Source organism: Micromonospora sp. NBC_01655 (assembly GCF_026339755.1).
Taxonomy (GTDB): Bacteria; Actinomycetota; Actinomycetes; order Mycobacteriales; family Micromonosporaceae; genus Micromonospora.
In genome coordinates this window covers 1,991,234-2,012,500 of the sequence record NZ_JAPEQF010000001.1, presented here as the reverse complement: position 1 = coordinate 2,012,500, position 21,267 = coordinate 1,991,234, and the positions used below count along the sequence as shown (strand labels likewise).

At 72.6% G+C, this 21,267-nt stretch carries 14 protein-coding genes and 2 tRNA genes; 6 read left to right on the top strand and 10 right to left on the bottom strand.

Features of this window, described 5'->3' with window-relative positions; all coding sequences use genetic code 11:
- Positions 1-453: 453 nt before the first annotated feature.
- Positions 454-681, top strand: a complete 228-nt coding sequence (locus tag OOK41_RS09660) for a hypothetical protein (RefSeq protein ID WP_117670964.1) — start codon at positions 454-456, stop codon at positions 679-681.
- A 35-nt stretch (positions 682-716) separates the two neighbouring features.
- Here OOK41_RS09660 and OOK41_RS09655 read toward each other — a convergent pair whose 3' ends face one another.
- From OOK41_RS09655 to OOK41_RS09630, 6 genes are all read right to left on the bottom strand, one after another.
- Positions 717-1,514 carry a carbon-nitrogen hydrolase family protein gene (locus tag OOK41_RS09655; RefSeq protein ID WP_117670962.1) on the bottom strand — a complete coding sequence of 266 codons (798 nt, stop codon included), beginning with the start codon at positions 1,512-1,514 and terminating at the stop codon, positions 717-719.
- Between the two features lie 97 nt (positions 1,515-1,611).
- On the bottom strand, positions 1,612-2,916 hold the full coding sequence (clpX, locus tag OOK41_RS09650) for an ATP-dependent Clp protease ATP-binding subunit ClpX (protein ID WP_117670959.1): 1,305 nt from the start codon (positions 2,914-2,916) through the stop codon (positions 1,612-1,614).
- A gap of 210 nt (positions 2,917-3,126) precedes the next feature.
- Positions 3,127-3,789 carry an ATP-dependent Clp protease proteolytic subunit gene (locus OOK41_RS09645; RefSeq protein ID WP_117670958.1) on the bottom strand — a complete coding sequence of 221 codons (663 nt, stop codon included), beginning with the start codon at positions 3,787-3,789 and terminating at the stop codon, positions 3,127-3,129.
- Between the two features lie 14 nt (positions 3,790-3,803).
- Positions 3,804-4,445: an ATP-dependent Clp protease proteolytic subunit gene (locus OOK41_RS09640; protein WP_117670956.1), complete on the bottom strand. Its 642-nt coding sequence runs from the start codon at positions 4,443-4,445 to the stop codon at positions 3,804-3,806.
- Between the two features lie 170 nt (positions 4,446-4,615).
- Positions 4,616-5,968 (bottom strand): trigger factor, encoded by a 1,353-nt coding sequence (tig, locus tag OOK41_RS09635; RefSeq protein ID WP_117670954.1) that lies wholly within the window; start codon positions 5,966-5,968, stop codon positions 4,616-4,618.
- Between the two features lie 144 nt (positions 5,969-6,112).
- Positions 6,113-6,186, bottom strand: a tRNA-Pro gene (locus OOK41_RS09630).
- A 381-nt stretch (positions 6,187-6,567) separates the two neighbouring features.
- Here OOK41_RS09630 and OOK41_RS09625 point away from each other — a divergent pair.
- The 4 genes from OOK41_RS09625 to OOK41_RS09610 all read left to right on the top strand — a co-directional run bounded on the left by OOK41_RS09625 (position 6,568) and on the right by OOK41_RS09610 (position 9,312).
- Positions 6,568-6,641 (top strand) — tRNA-Gly (locus tag OOK41_RS09625).
- 391 nt (positions 6,642-7,032) lie between these two features.
- Entirely contained in the window at positions 7,033-7,548 is a 516-nt protein-coding gene (locus OOK41_RS09620; RefSeq protein ID WP_266264056.1) for a hypothetical protein, read from the top strand.
- A 365-nt stretch (positions 7,549-7,913) separates the two neighbouring features.
- A complete protein-coding gene (locus tag OOK41_RS09615; protein WP_266264054.1) occupies positions 7,914-8,315 on the top strand; it encodes a hypothetical protein in 402 nt (133 codons plus the stop codon).
- Positions 8,299-9,312, top strand: coding sequence for a caspase family protein (locus tag OOK41_RS09610; RefSeq protein ID WP_266264052.1), 1,014 nt, complete (start codon positions 8,299-8,301; stop codon positions 9,310-9,312). The genes OOK41_RS09615 and OOK41_RS09610 overlap by 17 nt, the downstream gene beginning before the upstream one ends.
- A gap of 37 nt (positions 9,313-9,349) precedes the next feature.
- On the opposite strand, the gene OOK41_RS09605 is transcribed toward OOK41_RS09610, so the two are convergent.
- Together OOK41_RS09605 and OOK41_RS09600 are read right to left on the bottom strand one after the other, a co-directional pair.
- On the bottom strand, positions 9,350-10,816 hold the full coding sequence (locus tag OOK41_RS09605; protein WP_266264050.1) for an ATP-binding protein: 1,467 nt from the start codon (positions 10,814-10,816) through the stop codon (positions 9,350-9,352).
- Positions 10,817-10,827: 11 nt separating this feature from the next.
- Positions 10,828-15,366 (bottom strand): hypothetical protein, encoded by a 4,539-nt coding sequence (locus OOK41_RS09600; protein ID WP_266264048.1) that lies wholly within the window; start codon positions 15,364-15,366, stop codon positions 10,828-10,830.
- A gap of 237 nt (positions 15,367-15,603) precedes the next feature.
- Here OOK41_RS09600 and OOK41_RS09595 point away from each other — a divergent pair, with 237 nt between their 5' ends.
- On the top strand, positions 15,604-18,312 hold the full coding sequence (locus OOK41_RS09595) for an Hsp70 family protein (protein ID WP_266264046.1): 2,709 nt from the start codon (positions 15,604-15,606) through the stop codon (positions 18,310-18,312).
- A 159-nt stretch (positions 18,313-18,471) separates the two neighbouring features.
- On the opposite strand, the gene OOK41_RS09590 is transcribed toward OOK41_RS09595, so the two are convergent.
- Positions 18,472-20,352, bottom strand: coding sequence for a propionyl-CoA synthetase (locus OOK41_RS09590; protein WP_266264045.1), 1,881 nt, complete (start codon positions 20,350-20,352; stop codon positions 18,472-18,474).
- Between the two features lie 270 nt (positions 20,353-20,622).
- Entirely contained in the window at positions 20,623-21,171 is a 549-nt protein-coding gene (locus OOK41_RS09585) for a hypothetical protein (protein WP_117670940.1), read from the bottom strand.
- Positions 21,172-21,267 lie beyond the last annotated feature (96 nt).

Below are 21,267 nucleotides of genomic sequence, written 5' to 3'. Positions count from 1 at the left end.
GGGCAACCTCTCCAACTTACCCGATCGATTCTTCGCAGTCAACCTCGTTGCCGAAGTTTTTTGCCGATTCGATCGACCCCACGTCGACGCACGCCGAGACCGGCGGTCGTTGCTGTCGTGGGAAGCCGCAGACCGGCCGATCGCCGCTTCGCGGCCATCCGCCCGGCTCCTGCCGGCTTCAGCACTCTACCCGGCCGGCTTCGCGATCGCAACTCCGTCTCACCGGTGTTGCGTGCACCACCCAGGTTTCCAGCCTCGCTCGGCGTCTCCGCCCCGAGCCTGGTGCCCGCTCTCGGCCGGTTTGTCCGGCCTCCCGCTTGCAGAGAGAAAGTTACGCGTACGGCCAACGGAAGGCAAATCAGTCCCCGTCGATCTCGCGGCGAGGTCGCGTCGCCGGGGACCGTCCGAACGGCTCCCCCGCACACCAGGCACCGGCGTGCCAGAGTGTCTGGCATGGATGACGCTCCCGCCCTCCCGGCGACCACGCTCGCCGAGGAGGCACTGCTCGGCCTGCTGATGCCCTTCTGGCAACTGGTCATCGGCGCCGTCGTACTGGTCGTCATCCTGGTGTCGGTCGGTCGGCTGGCCCGTCGGGGAAGGTCCCGGATGACCACCGCTCTCCTGGTCACCGCCGCCGCCATCGCCGGCCTCACCGTGATCGGCGTCCTGCTCCAGGGCTGACCACCGGACAGGCCCCGGCCGCCCTGGAACTGCCGTCAGAGGCGGCGGTTGGCCAGGCTCGGCAGCTCGGCCCGGATCGTCCGGAGCCGTTCCAGGTCGAGGTCGACGACGGTCAGGCCGGGGCCGTCCGGCACCTGGCCGAGGACCGTTCCCCACGGGTCGACCACCATGCTGCGGCCGAAGCAGGTGCGCCCCGGCTCGTGGTCGCCGGTCTGACCGGCCGCCGCCACGAAGCACTGGTTCTCGATGGCCCGGGCCCGCAGCAGGACCTCCCAGTGGTCCCGCCCCGTGTGCAGCATGAACGCCGCCGGCAGTACCAGCAGCTGCGCGTCCCCGTCCGTGACCAGTTGCCGGTAGAGCTCGGGGAAGCGCAGGTCGTAGCAGATCGACAGGCCGACCCGGACGCCCTCGACGTCGACCACCACGGGCTTCTCTCCGGGTGCGACCGTCGCCGACTCCAGATAGGAGACCCGCCCGGGAATCTCCACGTCGTACAGGTGGATCTTTCGGTAGCCGGCGACCAGCGTGCCGGACCGGTCGAAGACCAGCGACGTGTTGAAGGTGTGTTCCGGATCCGGGCCCACCTCGTGGAAGGACCCCGCGACCAGCCAGATCCCGAGCCGGCGGGCCACGTCGGCGAAGAACCGGCCCACCGTGCCGTCGACCGGCTCCGGCGCGGGCAGACCGGCGGCGGGGCCCAGGTAGTCGACGTACTCCGGGAGGACGGCCAGGTCCGCGCCGGCCGCTGCGGCGCGGACCAGCAGGGCCTCCGCCGCCGCGAGGTTGGCCGCCCGGTCGTCGCGGGCGTTGAGCTGGCAGACGGCGACACGCATGGCCCTCAGCGTACGGCCGGAAGAGCCCCCGCGACAGCCTCGGACTGCTCCGGGGCCGCCGCGGGAACGCCGCTCCCCCGATCCGGGGGAGGATGAGTCAGGCGGACTTCTCCTCGCGGTCCCCGCGGTCCCGCCGGGCCCGGCGGCCGTTGAACTCCCGCGGCACGATCGTCGGGTTGACGTTCTCCAGGACCACCTCGCGGGTGATCAGCACCCGGGCGGCGTCGGGGTTGCTCGGCACCTCGTACATCGCGGAGAGCAGAACCTCCTCGATGATGGCGCGTAGGCCACGGGCGCCGGTGCCGCGCAGCATCGCCTGGTCGGCGATCGCCTCCAGGGCCGGCTCGTCGAACTCCAGCTCGACGCCGTCCAGCTCGAAGAGGCGCTGGTACTGCTTGACCAGGGCGTTGCGCGGCTCGGTGAGGATCCGCACCAGGGCCGTCCGGTCGAGGCTGCGCACGTTCGTGATCACCGGAAGCCGGCCGACGAACTCGGGGATCAGCCCGAACTTCAGCATGTCCTCCGGCATCACCTGGCTGAAGATGTCGTCGGTCGACCGGTCGGAGATCGACCGAAGCCGGGCGCCGAAGCCGGTGCCGCCGTGGCCGGTGCGGGCCTCGATGATCTGGTCGAGACCGGCGAAGGCGCCACCGCAGATGAACAGCACGTTGGTGGTGTCGATCTGGATGAACTCCTGGTGCGGGTGCTTCCGGCCGCCCTGCGGCGGCACGTTGGCCACCGTGCCCTCCAGCATCTTCAGCAGGGCCTGCTGGACGCCCTCGCCGGAGACGTCCCGGGTGATCGACGGGTTCTCCGACTTACGGGCGATCTTGTCGACCTCGTCGATGTAGATGATGCCGGTCTCGGCGCGCTTGATGTCGTAGTCGGCGGCCTGGATCAGCTTGAGGAGGATGTTCTCCACGTCCTCGCCGACGTAGCCGGCCTCGGTCAGCGCGGTGGCGTCCGCGATGGCGAAGGGGACGTTCAGCATCCGCGCGAGGGTCTGTGCCAGGTGGGTCTTGCCGCAGCCGGTCGGCCCGAGCAGCAGGATGTTCGACTTGGCCAACTCGACGGCGTCGCTGCCGGAGCCCGGCGCGCCGGCCGCCTCGGCCTGGATGCGCTTGTAGTGGTTGTAGACCGCGACCGCGAGCGCCTTCTTGGCCTGGTCCTGGCCGACCACGTAGTTGTCGAGGAACTGGCAGATCTCCATCGGCTTGGGAAGCTCTTCCCACTTCACCTCGCCGGACTCGGCCAGCTCCTCCTCGATGATCTCGTTGCAGAGATCGATGCACTCGTCGCAGATGTAGACCCCTGGGCCCGCGATGAGCTTCTTGACCTGCTTCTGCGACTTGCCGCAGAAGGAGCATTTGAGTAGGTCGCCGCCGTCACCGATCCGTGCCACCTACGTTCTCCCTGCACTCATCGGCCGGTGCACCGGCCATGACTTGCGGACGCTGCGCTCCGTCCGTCTCTGTTCGCCCGCCGGACCGACCCGACGCAGCGGTACCGATCCGACGTTACCCGCTGGCGGGGGTTTCTCCGACCCCCAAAACGGGCGTGTCAGAGGCCGGCCGGGAACCCGCCCGGCCGGCCTCCGACCCCGATGCTGGCCTCAGCCGGCCGCGTTGGCGGCCAGCAGGCCCTTCTTGCGGCTGGTGAGGATCGTGTCGACCAGCCCGTACTCGCGGGACTCCTCGGCCGTCATGATCTTGTCACGGTCGATGTCCTTGCGAACCTTGTCGACCGGCTGGTTGCAGTGCCGGGAGAGCATGTCCTCCAGCTGCGTCCGCATCCGCAGGATCTCCCGGGCCTGGATCTCGATGTCCGAGCCCTGCCCGTAGCCGCCCTCGGTGGCCGGCTGGTGGATGATGATCCGCGAGTTCGGCAGCGCCATCCGCTTGCCCGGCGTACCGGCGGACAGCAGCACGGCGGCCGCGCTGGCGGCCTGGCCGAGGCAGACCGTCTGGATGTCCGGCCGGACGTACTGCATGGTGTCGTAGATCGCCGTCATGGCGGTGAACGAGCCACCGGGCGAGTTGATGTACATGATGATGTCGCGGTCCGGATCGGTGCCCTCAAGCGTCAGCAGCTGCGCCATCACGTCGTTGGCGGACGCGTCGTCCACCTGGACGCCGAGGAAGATGATCCGGTCCTCGAAGAGCTTGTTGTACGGGTTGGACTCCTTCACCCCGTACGACGTGCGCTCGACGAACGACGGCAGGACGTAGCGGTTGTGCACGGCCGCGAACTGGGGCGGCAGGCTCAGGTCGGTCATCGTCAGCTCCTCGCTCAGCTCAGGGTCCCGGCGCCTTCCGGAACCTGCGTGGCCCCGGTGATCACCTTGTCGATGAAGCCGTAGTCCATGGCCTCCTGGGCGGTGAACCAGCGGTCGCGGTCCGAGTCCGACTCGATCTGCGCCTGGGTCTGGCCGGTGTGGTGCGCGACCCGCTCCTGGAACATCCGCTTGGTGTAGAGCATCTGCTCCGCCTGGATGGCGATGTCGGAGGCGGTGCCGCCCATGCCGCCGGACGGCTGGTGCATCATGATCCGCGCGTGGGGCAGGGCGTACCGCTTGCCCTTGGTGCCCGCGCAGAGCAGAAGCTGGCCCATCGAGGCCGCCATGCCCATCGCCACGGTCGACACGTCGTTGTCGATGAACTGCATGGTGTCGTAGATCGCCATGCCGGAGTAGACCGAGCCACCCGGCGAGTTGATCCAGAGGTTGATGTCGCGGTCCGGGTCCTCCGCGGCGAGCAGCAGCAGCTGCGCGCAGATGCGGTTGGCGACCTGGTCGGTCACCTCGCTGCCCAGGAAGATGATCCGCTCCTTGAGCAACCGGTTGTAGACCGAGTCGTCGAGGTTGCCAATGTTGTCGCCACCGCGGGCCTCGATCGCCCGGAGCGGCTTCGCTGGGATGTGCATGTCGGTCATGGCAGCCCTTCGCTCTCCGTACCGTCTTCACCGACACTAACCGCTCGCCCGGGTGGCATAGTCCCGGTCGGGGCGCTTTTCGCTCTCAGCGCAGCCCCTCGCAGACGTACCCGGAAAAGGGTTTCGGCCGCCGCCCACCGGGACCGGTGGACGGCGGCCTCACCCGACGATCAGTGCTCGTGGTCGTGGTCGTGCGCCCCGTCGCTCTCCGCGCGGATCGCGTCGAGGCTCACCTCGTTGCCCGCCGAGTCCTTGATCTTGATGCGCTCCATCACCGAGGCCAGCGCCTTGCCCCGCCGAACGTCGCCGAAGACGGCACCCGCCGCGCCGGAGCGGACGAGCTGGTCGTAGTACTGCTGCGGGGCCATCCCGGCGCGCTGGGCGCGGTGGACGATCTCGTGGCCGAACTCGTCGTCGGAGACCTGGACGTCCTCGGCGTCGGCCAGGGTGTCCAGCAGCAGTTGGATCTTGACCCCGTCGGTCGCCGCCTCGTTCAGCTCGGCGTCGATCTGCTCCTCGGTCTTCTCCTCGGCGGCGAGGTACTCCTCCAGGGAGGCGCCGATCCGCTCGAGCTGGTCGATCATGGCCTGCTTGCGGCTCTCGACCTCCTCGCGGATGACGCCCTCCGGCGCCGGCACCTCGGCGGCCTCGACGAGCTGCTCGAGGGCCTTGTCCCGGGCCGCGTAGATCTGCTCGACGCGCTTGCCCCGGGTGACCTTCTCGCGCAGGTCGTCGCGCAGCTCCTGGATGGTGTCGAACTCGCTCGCCAGCTGCGCGAAGTCGTCGTCGAGCTCGGGCAGCTCCTTCTCCTTGACCGTGCGCACGGTCACCGCCACCTCGGCGTCCCGGCCGGCGAAGTCGCCGCCGACGAGCTGGGTGGTGAAGGTGGTGCTCTCGCCGGCGGCGAGGCCGACGACGGCCTCGTCCAGGCCCGGCAGGAGCTGCTTGCTGCCGACCTCGTGGGAGATGTTGGTCGCCGAACCGCCCGGGACGTCCTCGCCGTCGACGGTGGCGTTCAGGTCGATCTGGACGTAGTCGCCCTCCTGGGCGGCCCGCTCCACGGTCTTCAGGGTGGCGAACCGCTCGCGCAGGTTCTTCACCTGCTCGTCGATCTCGCTGTCGTCGATCTGGAGCTCGTCGACGGTGACCTCGACGGTGTCCAGGTCCGGCAGGGTGATCTCGGGCCGGACGTCGACCTCGGCGGTGAAGTTCAGCGAGTCACCGTCGTTGAACTCGGTGATCTCGACCTCGGGGCGGCCGAGGGTCTTCAGGTCGTGCTCACGGACGGCGGCGAGGATGTTCTGCGGGATCGCCTCCTGCACCGCCTCGTTGAGGACGGTGCCCCGGCCCACCCGCTGGTCGATCACGGCGGCCGGCACCTTGCCCCGGCGGAAGCCGGGCACCTGCACCTGCGAACCGATCTCCCGGTACGCCTTCTTGAGGCTCGGCTCGAGCTCGACGAACGGCACCTCGATGGCGAGCCGCACGCGCGTCGGGCTCAGAGTCTCGACGGTGCTCTTCACAGGCGTACTCCTTGACGGATCTCAGTTGAGTCTGGGCGTGATTCAGCCCATCGAGTGTAGGCGAGCCGGCGCGGCCCTCCGGCAGCGCCCGGGGGACCGCGCGGAATACGGCGGCTCCCGGGGCGCCCCGGCCGCGGACGACAGTCGGGGTGGCGGGATTTGAACCCACGGCCCCTCGCTCCCAAAGCGAGTGCGCTACCAAGCTGCGCCACACCCCGTGGCGACGAGAAGTGTATGCCTTGGCCGCCTGCCCGGAGTGCCGGGGCGTCACCCGACACCCCGAACCACCCCGACGTGCCACCGGCACCCCGATCAACGTACGCCGCCCCGCCACCCGTCACCCGCCACCTGCGGCCCGCCACGGGTCACCCGGCGGGCCATCGGGTGAGCACCGCCGTCCCGTGGTCTCCCCCCGAAACCCGACCACCGATGCTGCCGAAACGCCACCGCGCCCCGGTGACGACGCACGCGCCTCAACGCGACCCGCGACGCCGCGCCCCCGCGACCGGGTGGGGACAGTGAGGTGAGGTGAGATACGGATGCGCGGCGGGCGCGGGCACCGGGTAGGCTGTCGGCGCGCCACGTACACCGGGGCGCACGCGGGCGTAGCTCAATGGCAGAGCTTCAGTCTTCCAAACTGACGGTGCGGGTTCGATTCCCGTCGCCCGCTCCACACCTTCCGGCCCAGGTCAGCGGCGTGATCGCCGGGCCTCTCCTGCTCAGGTGGGTAGGGCGAATGGGTGACCGCGGCCGGGTTTGCGTCACGTGCCCTAGGGTCACGCAGGCGCGCACCGCGACTCGGCGTCCAGGGCGGTGAGCTTCCCGCCGGATCGCCGCGGCCAAGCGACTACGACTGGTGCGAGGCCGCCTGGCCGCCTGCTGATCAGCACCGGCCAGCTATTCCCCTGCCGCGGTACGGGCCGGTTCGAAGTCAACCACCGTCGCGTCGTCGTGTTTCCTCCCGCGCTGCTCAGCGTCGGCCGGGCCACCTCGATCCAGCACGGCTTCGCCGGCCGTCGACTCGAAGTTGGTCACGATTCGGGCATCGGCTAGCGTGCGCGCTCGTGAAGCGTTTTCGGGCTACCTGCGCTCTGTTGACCTGCGCCTCCCTGCTGGCTCTCGCCGCGTGTGGCGGGGAGGACACCGCGAGCACGGCCGGGTCCGCGCCGTCCGCCTCCACGGCAGCCCCCTCTGCGGCCACCTCCGTCTCCTCGGCGCCGTCCTCGACTGCTGCGGCCGGCACCACGGGCGGCGCGAGCGACAAGAAGCTCTGCGAGGCCGCGAAGAAGGCCGGGGACGCCATGAAGGCGGAACTCGTCGCCGCCCTGCGGTCCGGCAGCGAACCGTCGCCGGCCACGTTCAAGAAGATCCTGACCGGTCTGGACGAGAAAATGACCACGTTGGCCTCCACCGGGGGCGACAGCAAGGTGGCCACCGCGCTGAGGAAGTTCGGTGCGGAGGCCACCAAGGCGGCATCGGCCACGAACCCGGCGGACGCCGCCGACAACCCCGCCTTCGAGAAGGCCGGCGCGGACGTCACCGCCGCCTGCAAGGCCGCCGGCGTCAGCGTCGACTTCTGACGGCACGGCCCTCAGCGGCCGGTCCGCCACCGTCGCGGCTGTCGCCGCAGGACCTCCGGGACGCGCGGTGGCGAATCGGCGAGCACGTCGTTTCCGGCGCGCCGACCGGCGAGGTCCCGACCGGGACGGACGAACGCTCGGCAGGCCCAGATCCGGGTCCGACTCTGTCGCCCGTTCCATACTCGACCAACGTCGTCGCTCGGCGGAACGCGGCGGCCGAAGGCTTTTCTTCTCGGCGCGCCGCAACCGACGCGACGAGAGTCGGAGATCAGTCACTCGGCCCGGTCTCCCACGGCCTTCGGAACTGCCACCGTTGGTCGGCCTCGGCTAGCCTGGATCACACGTGGTCGAAGCCGGGAGGCGCGATGGAACTGTGGCTCAGAATCGACAACGATCCGGCCGGGACCGCGGCGACGACGCTCTATCGTTGGCTCGCCCGCGACCGGCAACTCGCCCGGAACGTGCGGCTCTCGCCGACGACCGGGGAACCGGCGGACGGGGAGATGACCGGCGGCTCGTTGGAAACGATCAACGTCGTTCTCTCCAACAGCATCGCACTGGCCAGCCTGATCACCTCGATCGTGGCGTTCCGCAAGGCGCAGAAGCAGCAGCGGGACAGCTCCGGGAACCCGATCGTCGTGTTGCTGGAGCGGCCGGGCAGGTCCGTCGCCATCGACGACGACTCCACGGCCGAGGACGTGGGCGAACTGCTCGACGCGGCGGATCCCGCCGCGGCCGGGGTGGCCTCCGATGGCGACGCTCGCTGACCCGACCGCCTCCCGCGCCGTTCTGGTGGGAGTGCCGGAGTACCGCTCGCTGCCGCCCCTGCCGGCCGTGGGCGAGAACGTCAGCGCGCTGCGCCGGCTGCTCGCCGACCCGGCGGTGTGGGGGTTGCCCACCGAGAACATTCTCGTGCCGGACCTGTCCGGGCCGGACCCGCTCGACGCCGTGCTGGGCGGGCTGCGCTCGGCCGCCAGGGAGGCCACGGACACCCTGCTCGTCTACTACGCCGGTCACGGCCTGACGAACCCCCTGACCGGGGAGCTCATCCTCGCCCTGCCCGGCGCCGAGGACCTCGACCGGTACTGGCGGGTGCTGCTCTTCGACCACATCCGGCGCGAGCTCACGGACCCCACCCTGGCCGCCACCCGCCGGGTGGTCGTCCTGGACTGCTGCTACTCGGCGCTGGCCCTGGCCGGTGACATGGGACCGGCGCCGGACCACACCGACGTGGCCGAACTCACCGAGGTCAACGGCGCCTTCGTGCTGACCGCCTGCGCCGAGTCGGAGACGGCGAAGGCGCCGCCCGGCGCGCGGTACACCGCCTTCACCGGTGAGCTGATCACCGCCCTGGAGGACGGTGTCGCCGACGGTCCCGAGCTGCTCGACCTGCACACGCTCTACCGACACCTCGCCACGGTCCTGGCTGGGAAGCGCTGGCCGGTGCCCCAGCAGCGCAGCCGCAACTCGATCGGGGACCTGGCCCTGGCCCGCAACCGGGCCTGGTCGGCTCCCGCTGCCGCCCCCGTCGAGGGGAACGACGCGGGGCGGGGCGGACCCGTCCGCCGGAGTCTCGCCGTCCCGGCGACCGAGCGCGCCCGCCTGCTGCAGCGCGTGGGCAACTTCCCGGGTGCGGCGGCGGCACTTCGCGAGGCCGCGGTCGACCAGGAGCCCGAGGCGCTACGCCAGCACATCAGGCAACTCCGTCGCGCGAATCGGCACTCGGAGGCCGCCGCGCTGTGGCGGCTCACCGAGGGCGTGTAGGGCGACGAGGGCACGCTCGCCGGGCCGGCGGGCCCGGTCAGGCCGACGGTAGCCCGTCGAGGCTGCGTTCGGCCCGGCGGCGCAGGTCCGCGTCCAGCGGAGTGCCGCGATCGGCGGCCTGCCGGGCCTGCGTCACCGCTTCCGCGCGTTCCTTCCAGGCGGCCGGGTCACCGCCGAGATGGGACTCGAACAGGTTCCAGTTCAGCAGCACGAGTCCGATGACTTCGGCGGTGTCGAGGCGGTCGAGCGGGTCGAGCAGGTCGACCGGGACGAGCGGGACGCCCTCCGGCCCGCCGTGCCAGCGCCCGGCGTCGACCGTGGCGCTCCCGGCCCGACGGCTCAGCTCCGCGCCCCAGTCCTCACCCCACGAGCGGGTCAGCCGTTCGCGGACGTGGGCGCGCAGCGCCAGGTCCCGGTCGATCCACCAGCCGTGCAGCGTCCCGGTCAGCACCATGCGGCGTACCTGCTGGGCGAATTCCGGGGACAGCAGCGCCACCGTGGCCCCGTCGGGGCGGATCAGGCCCAGCCGGCGCAGCAGCGCGACGTCCTGCGAGTCGATCGTCAGGTAGGTCCGGGTGAGCACCTGGTACAGCAGGTCTCCCCCGCGTCCGCCGGTGTCGGCGTTGAGGTTCGTGATGGAACGGGTGAACTGGTCGCGGAACTGCGATTCCACCTGCTCCCAGGCCAGCCCCACGTCCAGCCGATCGGTCAGGTGCGTCTCCACGAGTTCGTGGCAGAACAACTCGATCAGGTACGGGTGGTTCCCGGCCCGCTTGACGATCTCGGTCCGCAGGCCGGTGAGGTCGACGCCGGCGTCGCCGGCGCGGGCCAGCATCGCGGCGACCTCGTCGTCCCGGAAGGGGCCGACCGGCCGCCGCATCCCCATCACCCCGTCGAGCGTCGAGTGGGCCACGGCGGCCAGCTCGATCGACTTGATCGACCGGCGGGACAGGGTCACCAGCCCGGCGGAGTAGTTCTTCTCGCTGACCAGGTCCCGTAGGAGCTGGAACTCGACGCGCCGGAAGGCCTCCGCCTGGTCGAACTCGTCGAGGATGACCCCGACCCCGACGCCGGCGCGGTACAGGGCGGTGAAGAACGCCTCGAAGCACTCCTTCAGGTCCAGCCACTCGGTGCTGCTGTGCACCGACAGCTCGATGTCGTTGAGGCCGGCGAGCCAGTCGGGCGCCGCGCCGTCCCCCGGCTGGTTGAGCCGCTCGGCCTCCTGGCGCACCCGGGCGACGACGGCCCGGAACACGTCGGCGCCGCTCTCGTACGCGGCGACGCTGAGGTAGACCACGAGCAGGTCGGGCCGATCGACCGCGAACAGTTCCTGGGCGCGGCGGACCACGCTGCTCTTGCCCATCCGGTGGTTGCCCTGAAGGCTCAGGTTGGCCGGGCGCGAGCCCCGCCAGGAGTTCTCCAGCAGTCGCAGCAGGTCCCGCCGGCCCACGAACCGTTCGGCGGTGGCCACCTGCCCGACGCCGAGGTACGGATTGACCGTCATGGCTGCCGACCCTAGCGCCCCAGCTCGATGGACGCCCCGACATGGTGCATCAGCAGCCAGTCCTGGTAGAGACGGACGACGATCCGGTACGCGCCTCCCTCCTTGCGGACCACGTCCCGGATCACCAGGTCGTTGAGCAGCTCGGTGAGGTTACCCGTGCCGAGGTAGCTGGCCTGTACCCGTTCGATGGTGGCCAGTCCCTGGCGGGAGGCGACCGCCACGGCCAGCAGGACGGGGCGGAAGTGTTCGGCGGTGGGGGCGTCCGGTTCGGTGTAGCCGGCGGTCTCCAGGTTGTCGAAGTCCTCCTCGCCGAGGGAGTCCAGCAGTTGCTCCCGGACGAGTTCCACGTCGGCCTCGGTGACCAGCGGGGCCCGGTTGAGGTTCATCTGCTCGACCAGGGAGAAACAGAACTTCTGGATGTAGAAGGCGCTGCCGCCGGTCAGCTCGACTATCCGGTCCACGGCGTGCTGCCGGTACCGGCTGTGCCCGTCCCGGCCCCCGATGAGGATGGGCCGTTCGATCAGCTTCCGGGCGTTGATGTCGTCGAGGTAGGTTACCCGCTCCCGGGCGAACACCACGAAGACGTTGGCGTGCTCGCGGATCACCCGTTCCAGCGCGTCCTGGCCCACCACGACGAGGTGGAAGACGCGCCGCTCGATGATCGCCTTCAGCGCCTGCATGAACGACTGCGGCAGCAGGCCCTTGCGGATCCACTCGTCGAAGTACTGGAACTCGTCGATCAGGACGACGATGTGTGGTGGCCGGTCGAGCGTGGCGAAATAGTCCTCGATGATGGAGATGAAGTCCACCACCGGCTGCGGGCTGGCGGCGAACTGTTCCCGGGTGATGTGCTCGGCCAGGCGGGGCCGGCCGGCGCCGGCCGGGTCCTCGAGCAGTTTGCGGCCCGTCCGCTTGAGGATCTCCCAGAGCAGCTCGCCGAGCAGGGCGTGCGCGCCGCGGCCGAGGTGGCCGACCTCGGGGTTGAAGCTGCCGATGTTGCCGAGGTCGACCACGATGAGGTTGTTGGACTCCCGCCGCTCGCTGAGCCGGTCGATCAGCCGGAACCGGATGGAGGACTTGCCGGCCCGCTTCTGGCCGAAGATCGCCACGCCGGTGCCCGGCACCGGGGCGAGCCGGAGCCGGCGTTCGATGTTGTCGAGCAGTTCCTCCCGGCCGAAGAACATCTCCGGGTCCTGCACCGGGGCGCCCGTGGAGCCCTGGAAGAACGGGTTGTGGATCTCCTCGAACTTCGACGGGTCGGCGAGCTGGACGGCCAGGCTCGCCTCCACCTGGTCGTACTCGTCGTCGGAGCGGGACCGGTAGAGGAGGGTCACCGGCAGCGAGAACGCGCCGGCCCGGACCCCGCTGTCGCTGACCCGCAGCTTCACCACCAGCACCCGGTGCTGCCCGCCGCTGACCGCGCTGGTCAGCCGCAGCACCTCGTCCTGGGGGATGAACAGGTCCGGCTCGCTGCGGATCCGCAGCTCCCCGGACTCCAGCGGGGCCATGCCCTCCTTGTTGCGGATCTCGATCTGCACCGTGACCAGCCCGTGCTGGTCGCGGTTGCTCTCGGCCAGTGCGAGCGCCAGTTCGGGCTTGGGGCGGCGCTCGGCCAGCAGGTGGTCCTGCGCCTGCTCCACCAGCGAGGCGATGCGGACGGCGATCGGGTCGACGCCCTCGACCGCGAAGCTGGTGGGTGCCTTCGCCACCTCGCTGCGTACCCCCTTCATGGTGTCCGTCACCCGGCGCAGCGAGGCGTCGCGCTCCTCGAAGGACTCGGCGTAGATGAACTGGAGCAGCTCGCGCAGGGCGTCTTCGATCCGGCTGAGGCTCTCGCTGTCCGAGTCGACCTCCGGGCGCACCTCGGAGAGCCGGACCAGGGCGGTCTTGATGACGTCCTCGGCGATCGTCAGTTCGTGCAGGGGCGCCAGGGCGGCGACCATCCGTCGCTGCTCCCGCCCCCAGGCGGCGCCGTACCGCTGCCACGCCTCACGCATCACCTCGAAGGTCGGCCGGCCCGACGGGTGCTCGTCGGACCAGTCCTCAAGCAGGTCCCCGTCGAGGTAGCCGCGGTCGCCGAGGTGCCTGACCGCGGCGGTGCGCAGCTCCGGGTCGTCGTGGATGACCGCGGTGACCCGCTCGGCCGCCACGTCCGTCTGGGCGACGAGCTGCGCCACCAGCGGGAAGATGGCGTTGCCGTGCTGGTCGAGCTGTTTGCGCAGGATCGGCGCGATGACCTCGTCGAGCGGCGCGCCGTCGGGGGTGGAGTCGCGGCGCCAGCTCAGCGCCGGCCGCCCGTCGAGGGAGAGGAAGAACCGGCCGATGGCCAGCCGGGCGTCGCCGCCCCGGGCGGGGTTGCGCAGCCGCTCGGAGGCGGCCAGCGCCTCGCAGTACAGGTCCCGGGCGGCCTCGCTGGCCTGGCGGTCCAGCACCAGGTCGGCCAGCGCGGTGAGGCCGCTGCACAGCCAGCCGTGCAGCTGGTCCTCGTCGTCGTCGCGCCCGTTGGCGCCGTACTCCCGCAGGATGGCGGCGGCGGAGATGTAGCCGTCGGCGCTGTTCTCCCGCTGGTACCCCCGCGAGTGCCCGGCGTTATCGGCCAGCCGCATCGCGTCCCGGAAGATGGGCTGCTTGTTCTCCCGCTTGCGCTGGTCCTTGATCCCGGCCGCCTGCTCGGAGTACCGGTCCATCACGTAGGCCACCAGGGCCGAGGTGAACAGGCGGTCGATGAACTTGGGCGTGCTGAGGGACAGCTCGTTGCCCTGGCGGATTGCGGCGACCTGGCGGCGGATGTCGTCCGCCCGCTCCGTGCTGTCGTCGCGGATCAGGTTCTCGGCCTCGTCCAGGCTCGCCGAGGTCCGCTGCTGCACGTACGCCATCGCCAGGCCGCGGCGGACCGCGGGGTTCGCCGGGGTGGCGTCGAGCAACGTCTTCCACTCGGGGATCGAGTCCTGCCCGGCGGAGAACTTCACGAACGCGATCTGGTGGAGCAGGTGCCGTCCCTTGGAGCTGGACGGGTCGCGGGAGGCGAGCTGGCGGTGCAACGCCTCCAGCGCGTCGCGGTACCTCCCGGCGGCGATGTAGAAGTCGATCAGGATGTTGTCCAGGGAGTCGCCGGGCGGCACCACCCCGGGGAACTCGACCTCCAGGATCCGCAGCGCGGCCTCCGCGCCGTCGAGCCGTTTGGTCAGCCAGGCGAGGTCCTTCACCGCGCTCTCGCGCTTCGGCCCGCCCGACCGGATCTCCTCCCGGTACGCGTCCTTCGCCCCCTCGAAGTCGCGCTTCTTCTTGTTCAGGTGGTCGGCGCGGGCGAAGTGGTCGCTGGTCGACCGCGCGGGGGCGGCGGGTGCCCGGGGCGCGGGATCGGTCGGCTTCTCCACGGTGCCGCGCGGGGTGGGCAGGAGCCGGCCGGGTGTGCCGAGGCGCCCCGGCGCACCCGGCCGGACGGCCGGTGGGAAGCCCGCGGCCCGGAACCGGATCGGACGCGGCTGCGCCCCCTCGGGGCGCGCGCGGGGCTCCGGTGTCACGCCGCCGGGGCAGGCCTCCTCCACCGCCCGCCGGGTGATGGGCGGCAGGTTGGGGGCGAGGAGCAGGTCACCCAGGGGCGCCCGGGAGCCCGCTGCGTCCAGCACGCCCAGCAACGCGTGCCAGGCCGCCGAATCGATCATCGGGGTGATGTTCCGGAAATACCGGAGCAGGGCGTACACCACGGCGTCGCGGTCCGCGTGCTTCGCCGCGGCGACGGCCAGCAGCCGCCAGCTCTCCGGGTCGGCGGTGAGGTCCGCCGCCGTGGCGAAGTACTGCTGGGCGGTTGCCGGGGCGGCGTTGAGCAGCTCGATGACCCCGATCAGGTGGTAGAGGTCGCCGTTGACCGGGTCCGCGGTGAGGATCCGGCGCAGGCCCGTCGCGATCTGGCCCAGCCGGCCGAACTTGGGCGCCAGCTCGTTGATGTTCGCCGCGTTGCGGTACCGCTGGTACTCGGCGTGCAGGCCGCTGTACTGGTCCCGGGGGACGTCGATGTCGAAGGACACCTCCACCGGCAACGAGGCCACGGCGCGCAGGGCCAGGTCCGAGGTGACCGCGGTGGAGGCGGCCGGCACCTCGACCGGGACGACCGGCGGGTCACTCCCGGGCGCGGGCATCGCCGGCTGCGGGGGTTGCTCGACCGCCGCCGCCGGGACGGGATCGTCGGCGGCCGGTGGCGGCTGCGGGGCCGGTGCCGGCGGCTCGGCCGGCGGCGGAGCCACCGGAGCGGCCTCGGCCGGAGCGGCCGCCGCCGGAGCGGCCTCGGCCGGCGGGGCCGGCGGGGCCGGCGCGACGGGACCGGCCGGCGGCGCCGCCGGGGCCGGCTCGGCCGGGGGCGTCCCGACCAGGGTTCGCAGCCCGAGAATGCCCGCGAGGGCCAGGACGGTCCGCCCACCGTCCGCTTGCTGGAGTACGAGCCGGTTGAGCGTCAGCTCCACGAGCTGACCGACGAACGGGTCGCCGGTGATGAGACGGACCTCGACATGGTCGCCGACCCGCGCGACCGACTGGACAAAATCAGCGTCCATCACACTCCATTGTCGAATCGCGGCCCGGCGGATGATCCGTCTATCAGCTAGCCGGACCACGGCGGCGGCGTCAAGCGCAAAGCCGACAGTAGGTCGCGGGCGGCCGGGACCCTTCGGTCGGCCCCGGCGCGGACGCCCGCCAGGGGTCCCCCGGCGCACGGTGCCGGCCGGGCGGGTGTTGCGCCTGCGTACGATGCGGGGCCGGACATTCCCTCGGCCCGGCGGAGGTAGCGGCAGATGGCAGGCCAGCACGAGGGCTTCGCCCTCGGCGTCGACCTCGGCACGTCCAACACCGTGGCCGTGCTCCGCTGGCCGGACGGGCGGACCCGGCCGCTGCTGGTCGACGGGCAGCCGGTCGTCCCCTCCGGGGTGTACGCCGACACCGACGGGCGCCTGCACGTCGGCCGGGACGCCCAGCGGCTGGCGCAGGCCGACCCGGGCCGCTACGAGCCGAACCCGAAGCGTCGGATCGACTCCCGGGCCGTGCCGCTCGGCGACCGCGAGTACGCCCCCGCCGACCTGCTGGCCGCGATCCTGCACGCGGTGGGCCAGACGGCGGTGGCCGCGGTCGGCTTCCTGCCTCCGGCGGTGCTGACCTGCCCCGCGTCCTGGGACGACGCCCGGCGTCAGGTCCTCGCCGACGCGCTGCTGCGCGCCGGCTGGCCCCAGGCCGCCGAGCACACCCTCTCCGGCCCCACCCCGCTGGGCACCCGGCTGCTGCGCGAGCCGGTCGCCGCCGCCCGCTACTACGCCCAGGTGCTGCGCCGGCCGGTGCCGGTCGGCGGCTCGATCGCCGTGTTCGACCTGGGCGGGGGCACCCTCGACGTGGCGGTGCTGCGCAACGAGGGCGCCGACCCGTGGGGCGACTCCGGCTTCACCGTGACCGCCACCGGGGGCGTGCCCGACCTCGGCGGGCTCGACCTGGACGCCGCCCTGACGGGCCGGCTCGGCGAGCTGGTGTCCGCGACCGATCCGGCGCAGTGGGACCGGCTGACCCGGCCGGCCGACGCCGGGCAGTGGCGGGACCGGCACCGCCTGTGGGAGGGCGTCCGCGAGGCGCGGGAGATGCTGTCCCGGGCCCCGGTCGCGCCGGTGGTCGTGCCGGGGTCGCAGCAGGTCGTCCAGCTCACCCGGGACGACCTGGAGCAGGTGGCCACCCCGCTGCTGGCCCGGGCCGTGGCCGAGACCGGGCGGGTGATCGCCGCCGCCGGCCTCACCCCCGACCGGCTCGCCGGCCTGTTCCTGGTGGGCGGCCCGACCCGGATGCCGCTGGTGGCCCGGATGCTGCACGCCGAGTTGGGCGTCGCGCCGACCGTGCTGGAGCAGCCGGAGCTGCCGGTGGCCGAGGGCGCGCTGACGGACCTGCCGGCTCCCCGGCCGCCGCAGCAGGCGTCGCCGGCCGCGCCGGCCGGCGTACCACCGACCGTGCCGGCGGTGGCCGGGGCCGGCGGCCTCCCACCCACCCGGGCGGACGGCCCGCCGGGGTCGCCGCCAACCGTGCCCGCCGGGTCGCCCGGGATGCCGGCCACCGCGTGGGGCGGACCCGTCTCCGGTACGCCGGCGCCGCCGGCCCCACCGCGGCGGCGGCGGGCGCTCTGGATCTCGGTCGCGGCGGCCCTCGCCCTCGCCGGGGTGGCCGGCGGCGGCGCCCTGTGGTACACCCGGGACCGCTACCCGGGGCTGGAGTTCCAGAAGACCCTGACCGAGGTCAAGCGCGTCCCCGCCGGGACGGACCGGCCGGCGGAGACCTTCACCGCGCTGCTCGGCGACACCGGCTACGCGGCGTACCCGCTGCCGGACGACCGGCTGGAGATCGTGGCGGTCGACGCGGCGACCGGCGCGCAGCGGTGGCGCAAGCAGACGACGCAGACGTCGCAGCGGTGGCGGTCGCTCGTCGCCGTACCCGGGGCGGTGGCGGCCTTCTCCGACGCCTTCGGCGACGGCGGCTCCCGCGAGGTGATGGTGCGCGACGCCTCCTCCGGCGAGCAGCGGTGGTCCCGGACGATCCAGGACGACGACCAGGTGTTCTTCGGCGAGGATGTGGCGGTGCTCGTCGACCGGGACGGCAACCGGCTGGTCGGCCTGCGGATGCGGGACGGCACGCAGGTGTGGGAGCGACCCAACCCGCGCGACGGGTCGGACGACGCCCGCAGCACCGTGCTGCGCGTCGAGACCGCCGAGGGGGCCGGCGGGCCGGCGTACGCCGACGGGGCGCCCCGCGACCCGTGGCGCGGGAAGGTCGACCGGCTCGTGCAGATCGGCGCGGACCGCTCGGCCCGGCTGATCGACCTGGACACCGGGTCGGTGCTGCGCACCTGGACCGGGGTCGCGGACCGCGACGACCTCCTGGTCGCCCGGGACGACCGGCTGTACGTGGTCGACGACTCCACCGTCGGCCGGTACCGGCTGCTCGGTTACGACCTGACCCGGGTGGCCCAGCCGACGGTCCTGCACAGCGCCACGGACGACGGGCGGCGGGCGGAGGCGCTGGTGGCCTGCGGCGAGCATCGGGCGTGCGTGCTGGAGGTGCCGACCGGCGACGCGGACCGCGCGGAGGTGGTGGTGGCCGCCGAGGGCGCGAGCCCCCGGCGCTGGGCGGCGCCGGGGGCGAAGGACCTGGTGCCGGTCGGCGAGCACCTGCTCGTGCGGCGCCAGTACCCGGAGCCGACGTCGACCCTGTTCGACCCGGAGGGCAGGGCGGTGCTGCGGGACCGGGACGGGGTGGCGGTCCGGCTGGACGCCGGCAACATCCTGGTCTTCGCCGACAGGATGAGCGGCAGCGAGTCGGACCCCAGCGTCGCCGGGATGGCGGTCGGCTCCCCCGAGCCGGCCGAGCTGGGCCGGGCCAAGGACGTGCGCGGGGAGTCCTGCTCGTGGAACACCAGCGTGCTGTTCTGCGGCGCGGCGAAGGACTTCGTGCTGTACCGCTTCGCCCCCACCCCCTGACCGGCCCCACGCCCTGACCGGCCCCACGCCCTGACCGGCCATTCTCCCCAACCGGCCATTCTCGCCCGACCGGTCCGGACACCCTGCCCCAGCCGCCACGGCCGGCGAGCGCCGCCCGGCCCCGACCGTCGGTGCGGTGCGGTCGGGGCCGGGCGGACGTCAGTCGGCGGCGGCCAGGTCCCGGAAGACGCCGAGTGTCGCGGGGTCGTCGATGGTGGCCGGGACCGGCTCGTCGCGCCCCTCCACCAGCCCGCGCATCGTCCGGCGCAGGATCTTGCCGGACCGGGTCTTCGGCAGGGCCGGCACGACGGTCACCCGGCGGAACGCGGCGACCGGGCCGATCCGCTCCCGCACCCGGGCGACCAGTTCGGCGGCGAGGGCGGCCGGCTCCACCTCGACGCCCGCCTTGAGCACCACGTAGCCGCTGGGCACCTGGCCCTTGAGCTGGTCCGACACGCCGATGACGGCGCACTCGGCCACCGCCGGGTGGCCGGCCAGCACCTCCTCCATCGCCCCGGTGGAGAGCCGGTGCCCGGCCACGTTGATCACGTCGTCGGTGCGGCCCATCACGTACAGGTAGCCGTCGTCGTCGAACCGGCCGCCGTCGCCGGTCAGGTAGTGGCCGGGGAAGGTGCTCAGGTAGGACCGGACGTAGCGCTCGTCGTCGCCCCAGAGGGTGGGCAGACAGCCCGGGGGCAGCGGCAACCTGATCACGATCGAGCCGTCGACGCCCGCCGGCACCTGCGCGCCCCGCGGGTCGACCACCCGCACGTCGTACCCGGGGACGGGCACCGACGGCGAGCCGGCCTTGATCGGCAGCGGCTCCAGCCCGCGCGGGTTCGCCGCCACCGGCCAGCCGGTCTCGGTCTGCCACCAGTTGTCCACCACGGGCACGTCCAGCCGGGCGCCGGCCCAGGCGAAGGTGTCCGGGTCGAGGCGCTCGCCGGCCAGGAACAGCGTCCGGAGGCTGGACAGGTCGTACCGGCCGATCCGGGTGCCGTCCGGGTCCTGCCGGCGGATCGCCCGGATGGCGGTGGGGGCGGTGAACAGGGCGGCGACCCGGTGCTGCGACACGACCCGCCAGAACGCGCCCGCGTCCGGGGTGCCGACCGGCTTGCCCTCGTAGAGCACCGTCGTCGCCCCGGTGAGCAGCGGGCCGTACACGATGTAGGAGTGGCCGACCACCCAGCCGACGTCGGAGGCGGCCCAGAACACGTCGCCGGGCCCGATGCCGAAGACGTTGGTCATCGACCAACGCAGCGCCACCGCGTGGCCGCCGTTGTCCCGGACCACGCCCTTCGGCCGGCCCGTCGTGCCGGAGGTGTAGAGGACGTACAGCGGGTCGGTGGCGGCGACCGGGACGCAGTCGGCCGGCTCGGCGCCGTCGAGGGCCTCGTCCCAGGTCAGGTCCCGGCCGGGGGTGAGCGGCGCGGGGTGCTGGGGGCGCTGCACGATGACGCAGCGCTCCGGGGCGTGCTCGGCCTCCGCCAGCGCCGCGTCGAGGATCGGGTGGTAGGGCACGACCCGGTCCGCCTCGATCCCGCACGAGGTGGCCACCACCACCTTCGGCCGGGCGTCGTCGACGCGGACCGCCAGCTCGTGGGCGGCGAAGCCGCCGAACACCACGGAGTGCACCGCGCCGATCCGGGCGCAGGCCAGCATGGCGACCACCGCCTCGGGGACCATCGCCAGGTAGAGCAGCACCCGGTCGCCCCGGCCGACCCCGAGCCGGCGCAGGGCCCCGGCGAACCGGGCGGTCGCGTCGCGCAGCTCGGCGTACGTGTACGTGCGGGTCGTGCCGGTGACCGGGCTGTCGTGGATCAACGCGGCCTGGTCGCCGCGGCCCGCCGCCACGTGCCGGTCCAGGGCGTTGTGGCAGGTGTTCAGCTCCCCGTCGGGGAACCAGCGGTACAGCGGGGCCCGGCCGTCGTCGAGGATCCGTTCCGGCGGCCGGTGCCAGTCGATGTCCGCCGCCGCGTCCCGCCAGAAGGCGGTCGGGTCGGCGATGCTCCGCTCGTACGCTGCTCGATACGCGCCCATCCCGCCATGGTGCGTCGTGTTGCCCGGCGGGCAGAACGGCCGGACCGCTCCGGTGCGCCGGACGCACCTGCCGGGTCGCCGAACGGTGGGCCGGACTGGCGAACGCCCGCGTCCGCCACGGATGAAGGTCCGCGGGGCGGGTAAGCAGAGCCGCCTGGTGAGGAACGGCCGGCGTCGCGGCGGACCGCGACTCCGACGCCCGGGCGGGACGGCGAGCCGCCCCGCCCGGGCGCATCACCGTCGCACCGGTGCGGTCCCGGCCCGACCGGGTCAGTTGCCGGTGACCCAGTTCCAGGCGGACATTACCCACTCGGTCTGCTGGAGGTAGGCGACCCCCAGGCCCACCAGGAAGATCGCCGTCACGATGTGGGCGCCCCGCGCGCTGCGCCGGACCCGCCCGAGCTGCCGCTCCCAGATCACCCGGCCGAGCAGCCGGGACAGCCCGAACAGGCCGGCCGCCACCAGCAGGCTCAGCACGAAGGTGAGCAGCGGCGCGCCGAGGTCCCCCCGCCCCGAGATGGCCCAGATGCCCCAGCAGACGAAGGCGAAGAGGCCCCCGGCGGCGCTCCACTCCCCGCCGACCCGCAGCCGGGCCAGGTGCCAGCTCAGCGGACGGCGCGGCGCCGGCACGTCGCCGGACCAGAGCCCGTCGTGCCCGCCCTGGTCGACGGTGGGGAACTGCTCGGTACGCGGGGTGCGCGGCTGCCCCACGGAGGCCACTCCCCGGCGGAAGGCGTCGCGCTGCGGCGGCACCCCGACACCCGGTTGCGGCGACACCTCGACGGTCCGCTCCGCCCACGGCTGTGTCTGGTCTGCCATCTCGTGTCCTCCCCATGACGTCGGCGCCGGCACCGGCCGGTCCCCATCTCCGAGGGTAACGAGCCGGCAAATCGGTCGCCCCGCCCGTGTCGCGTC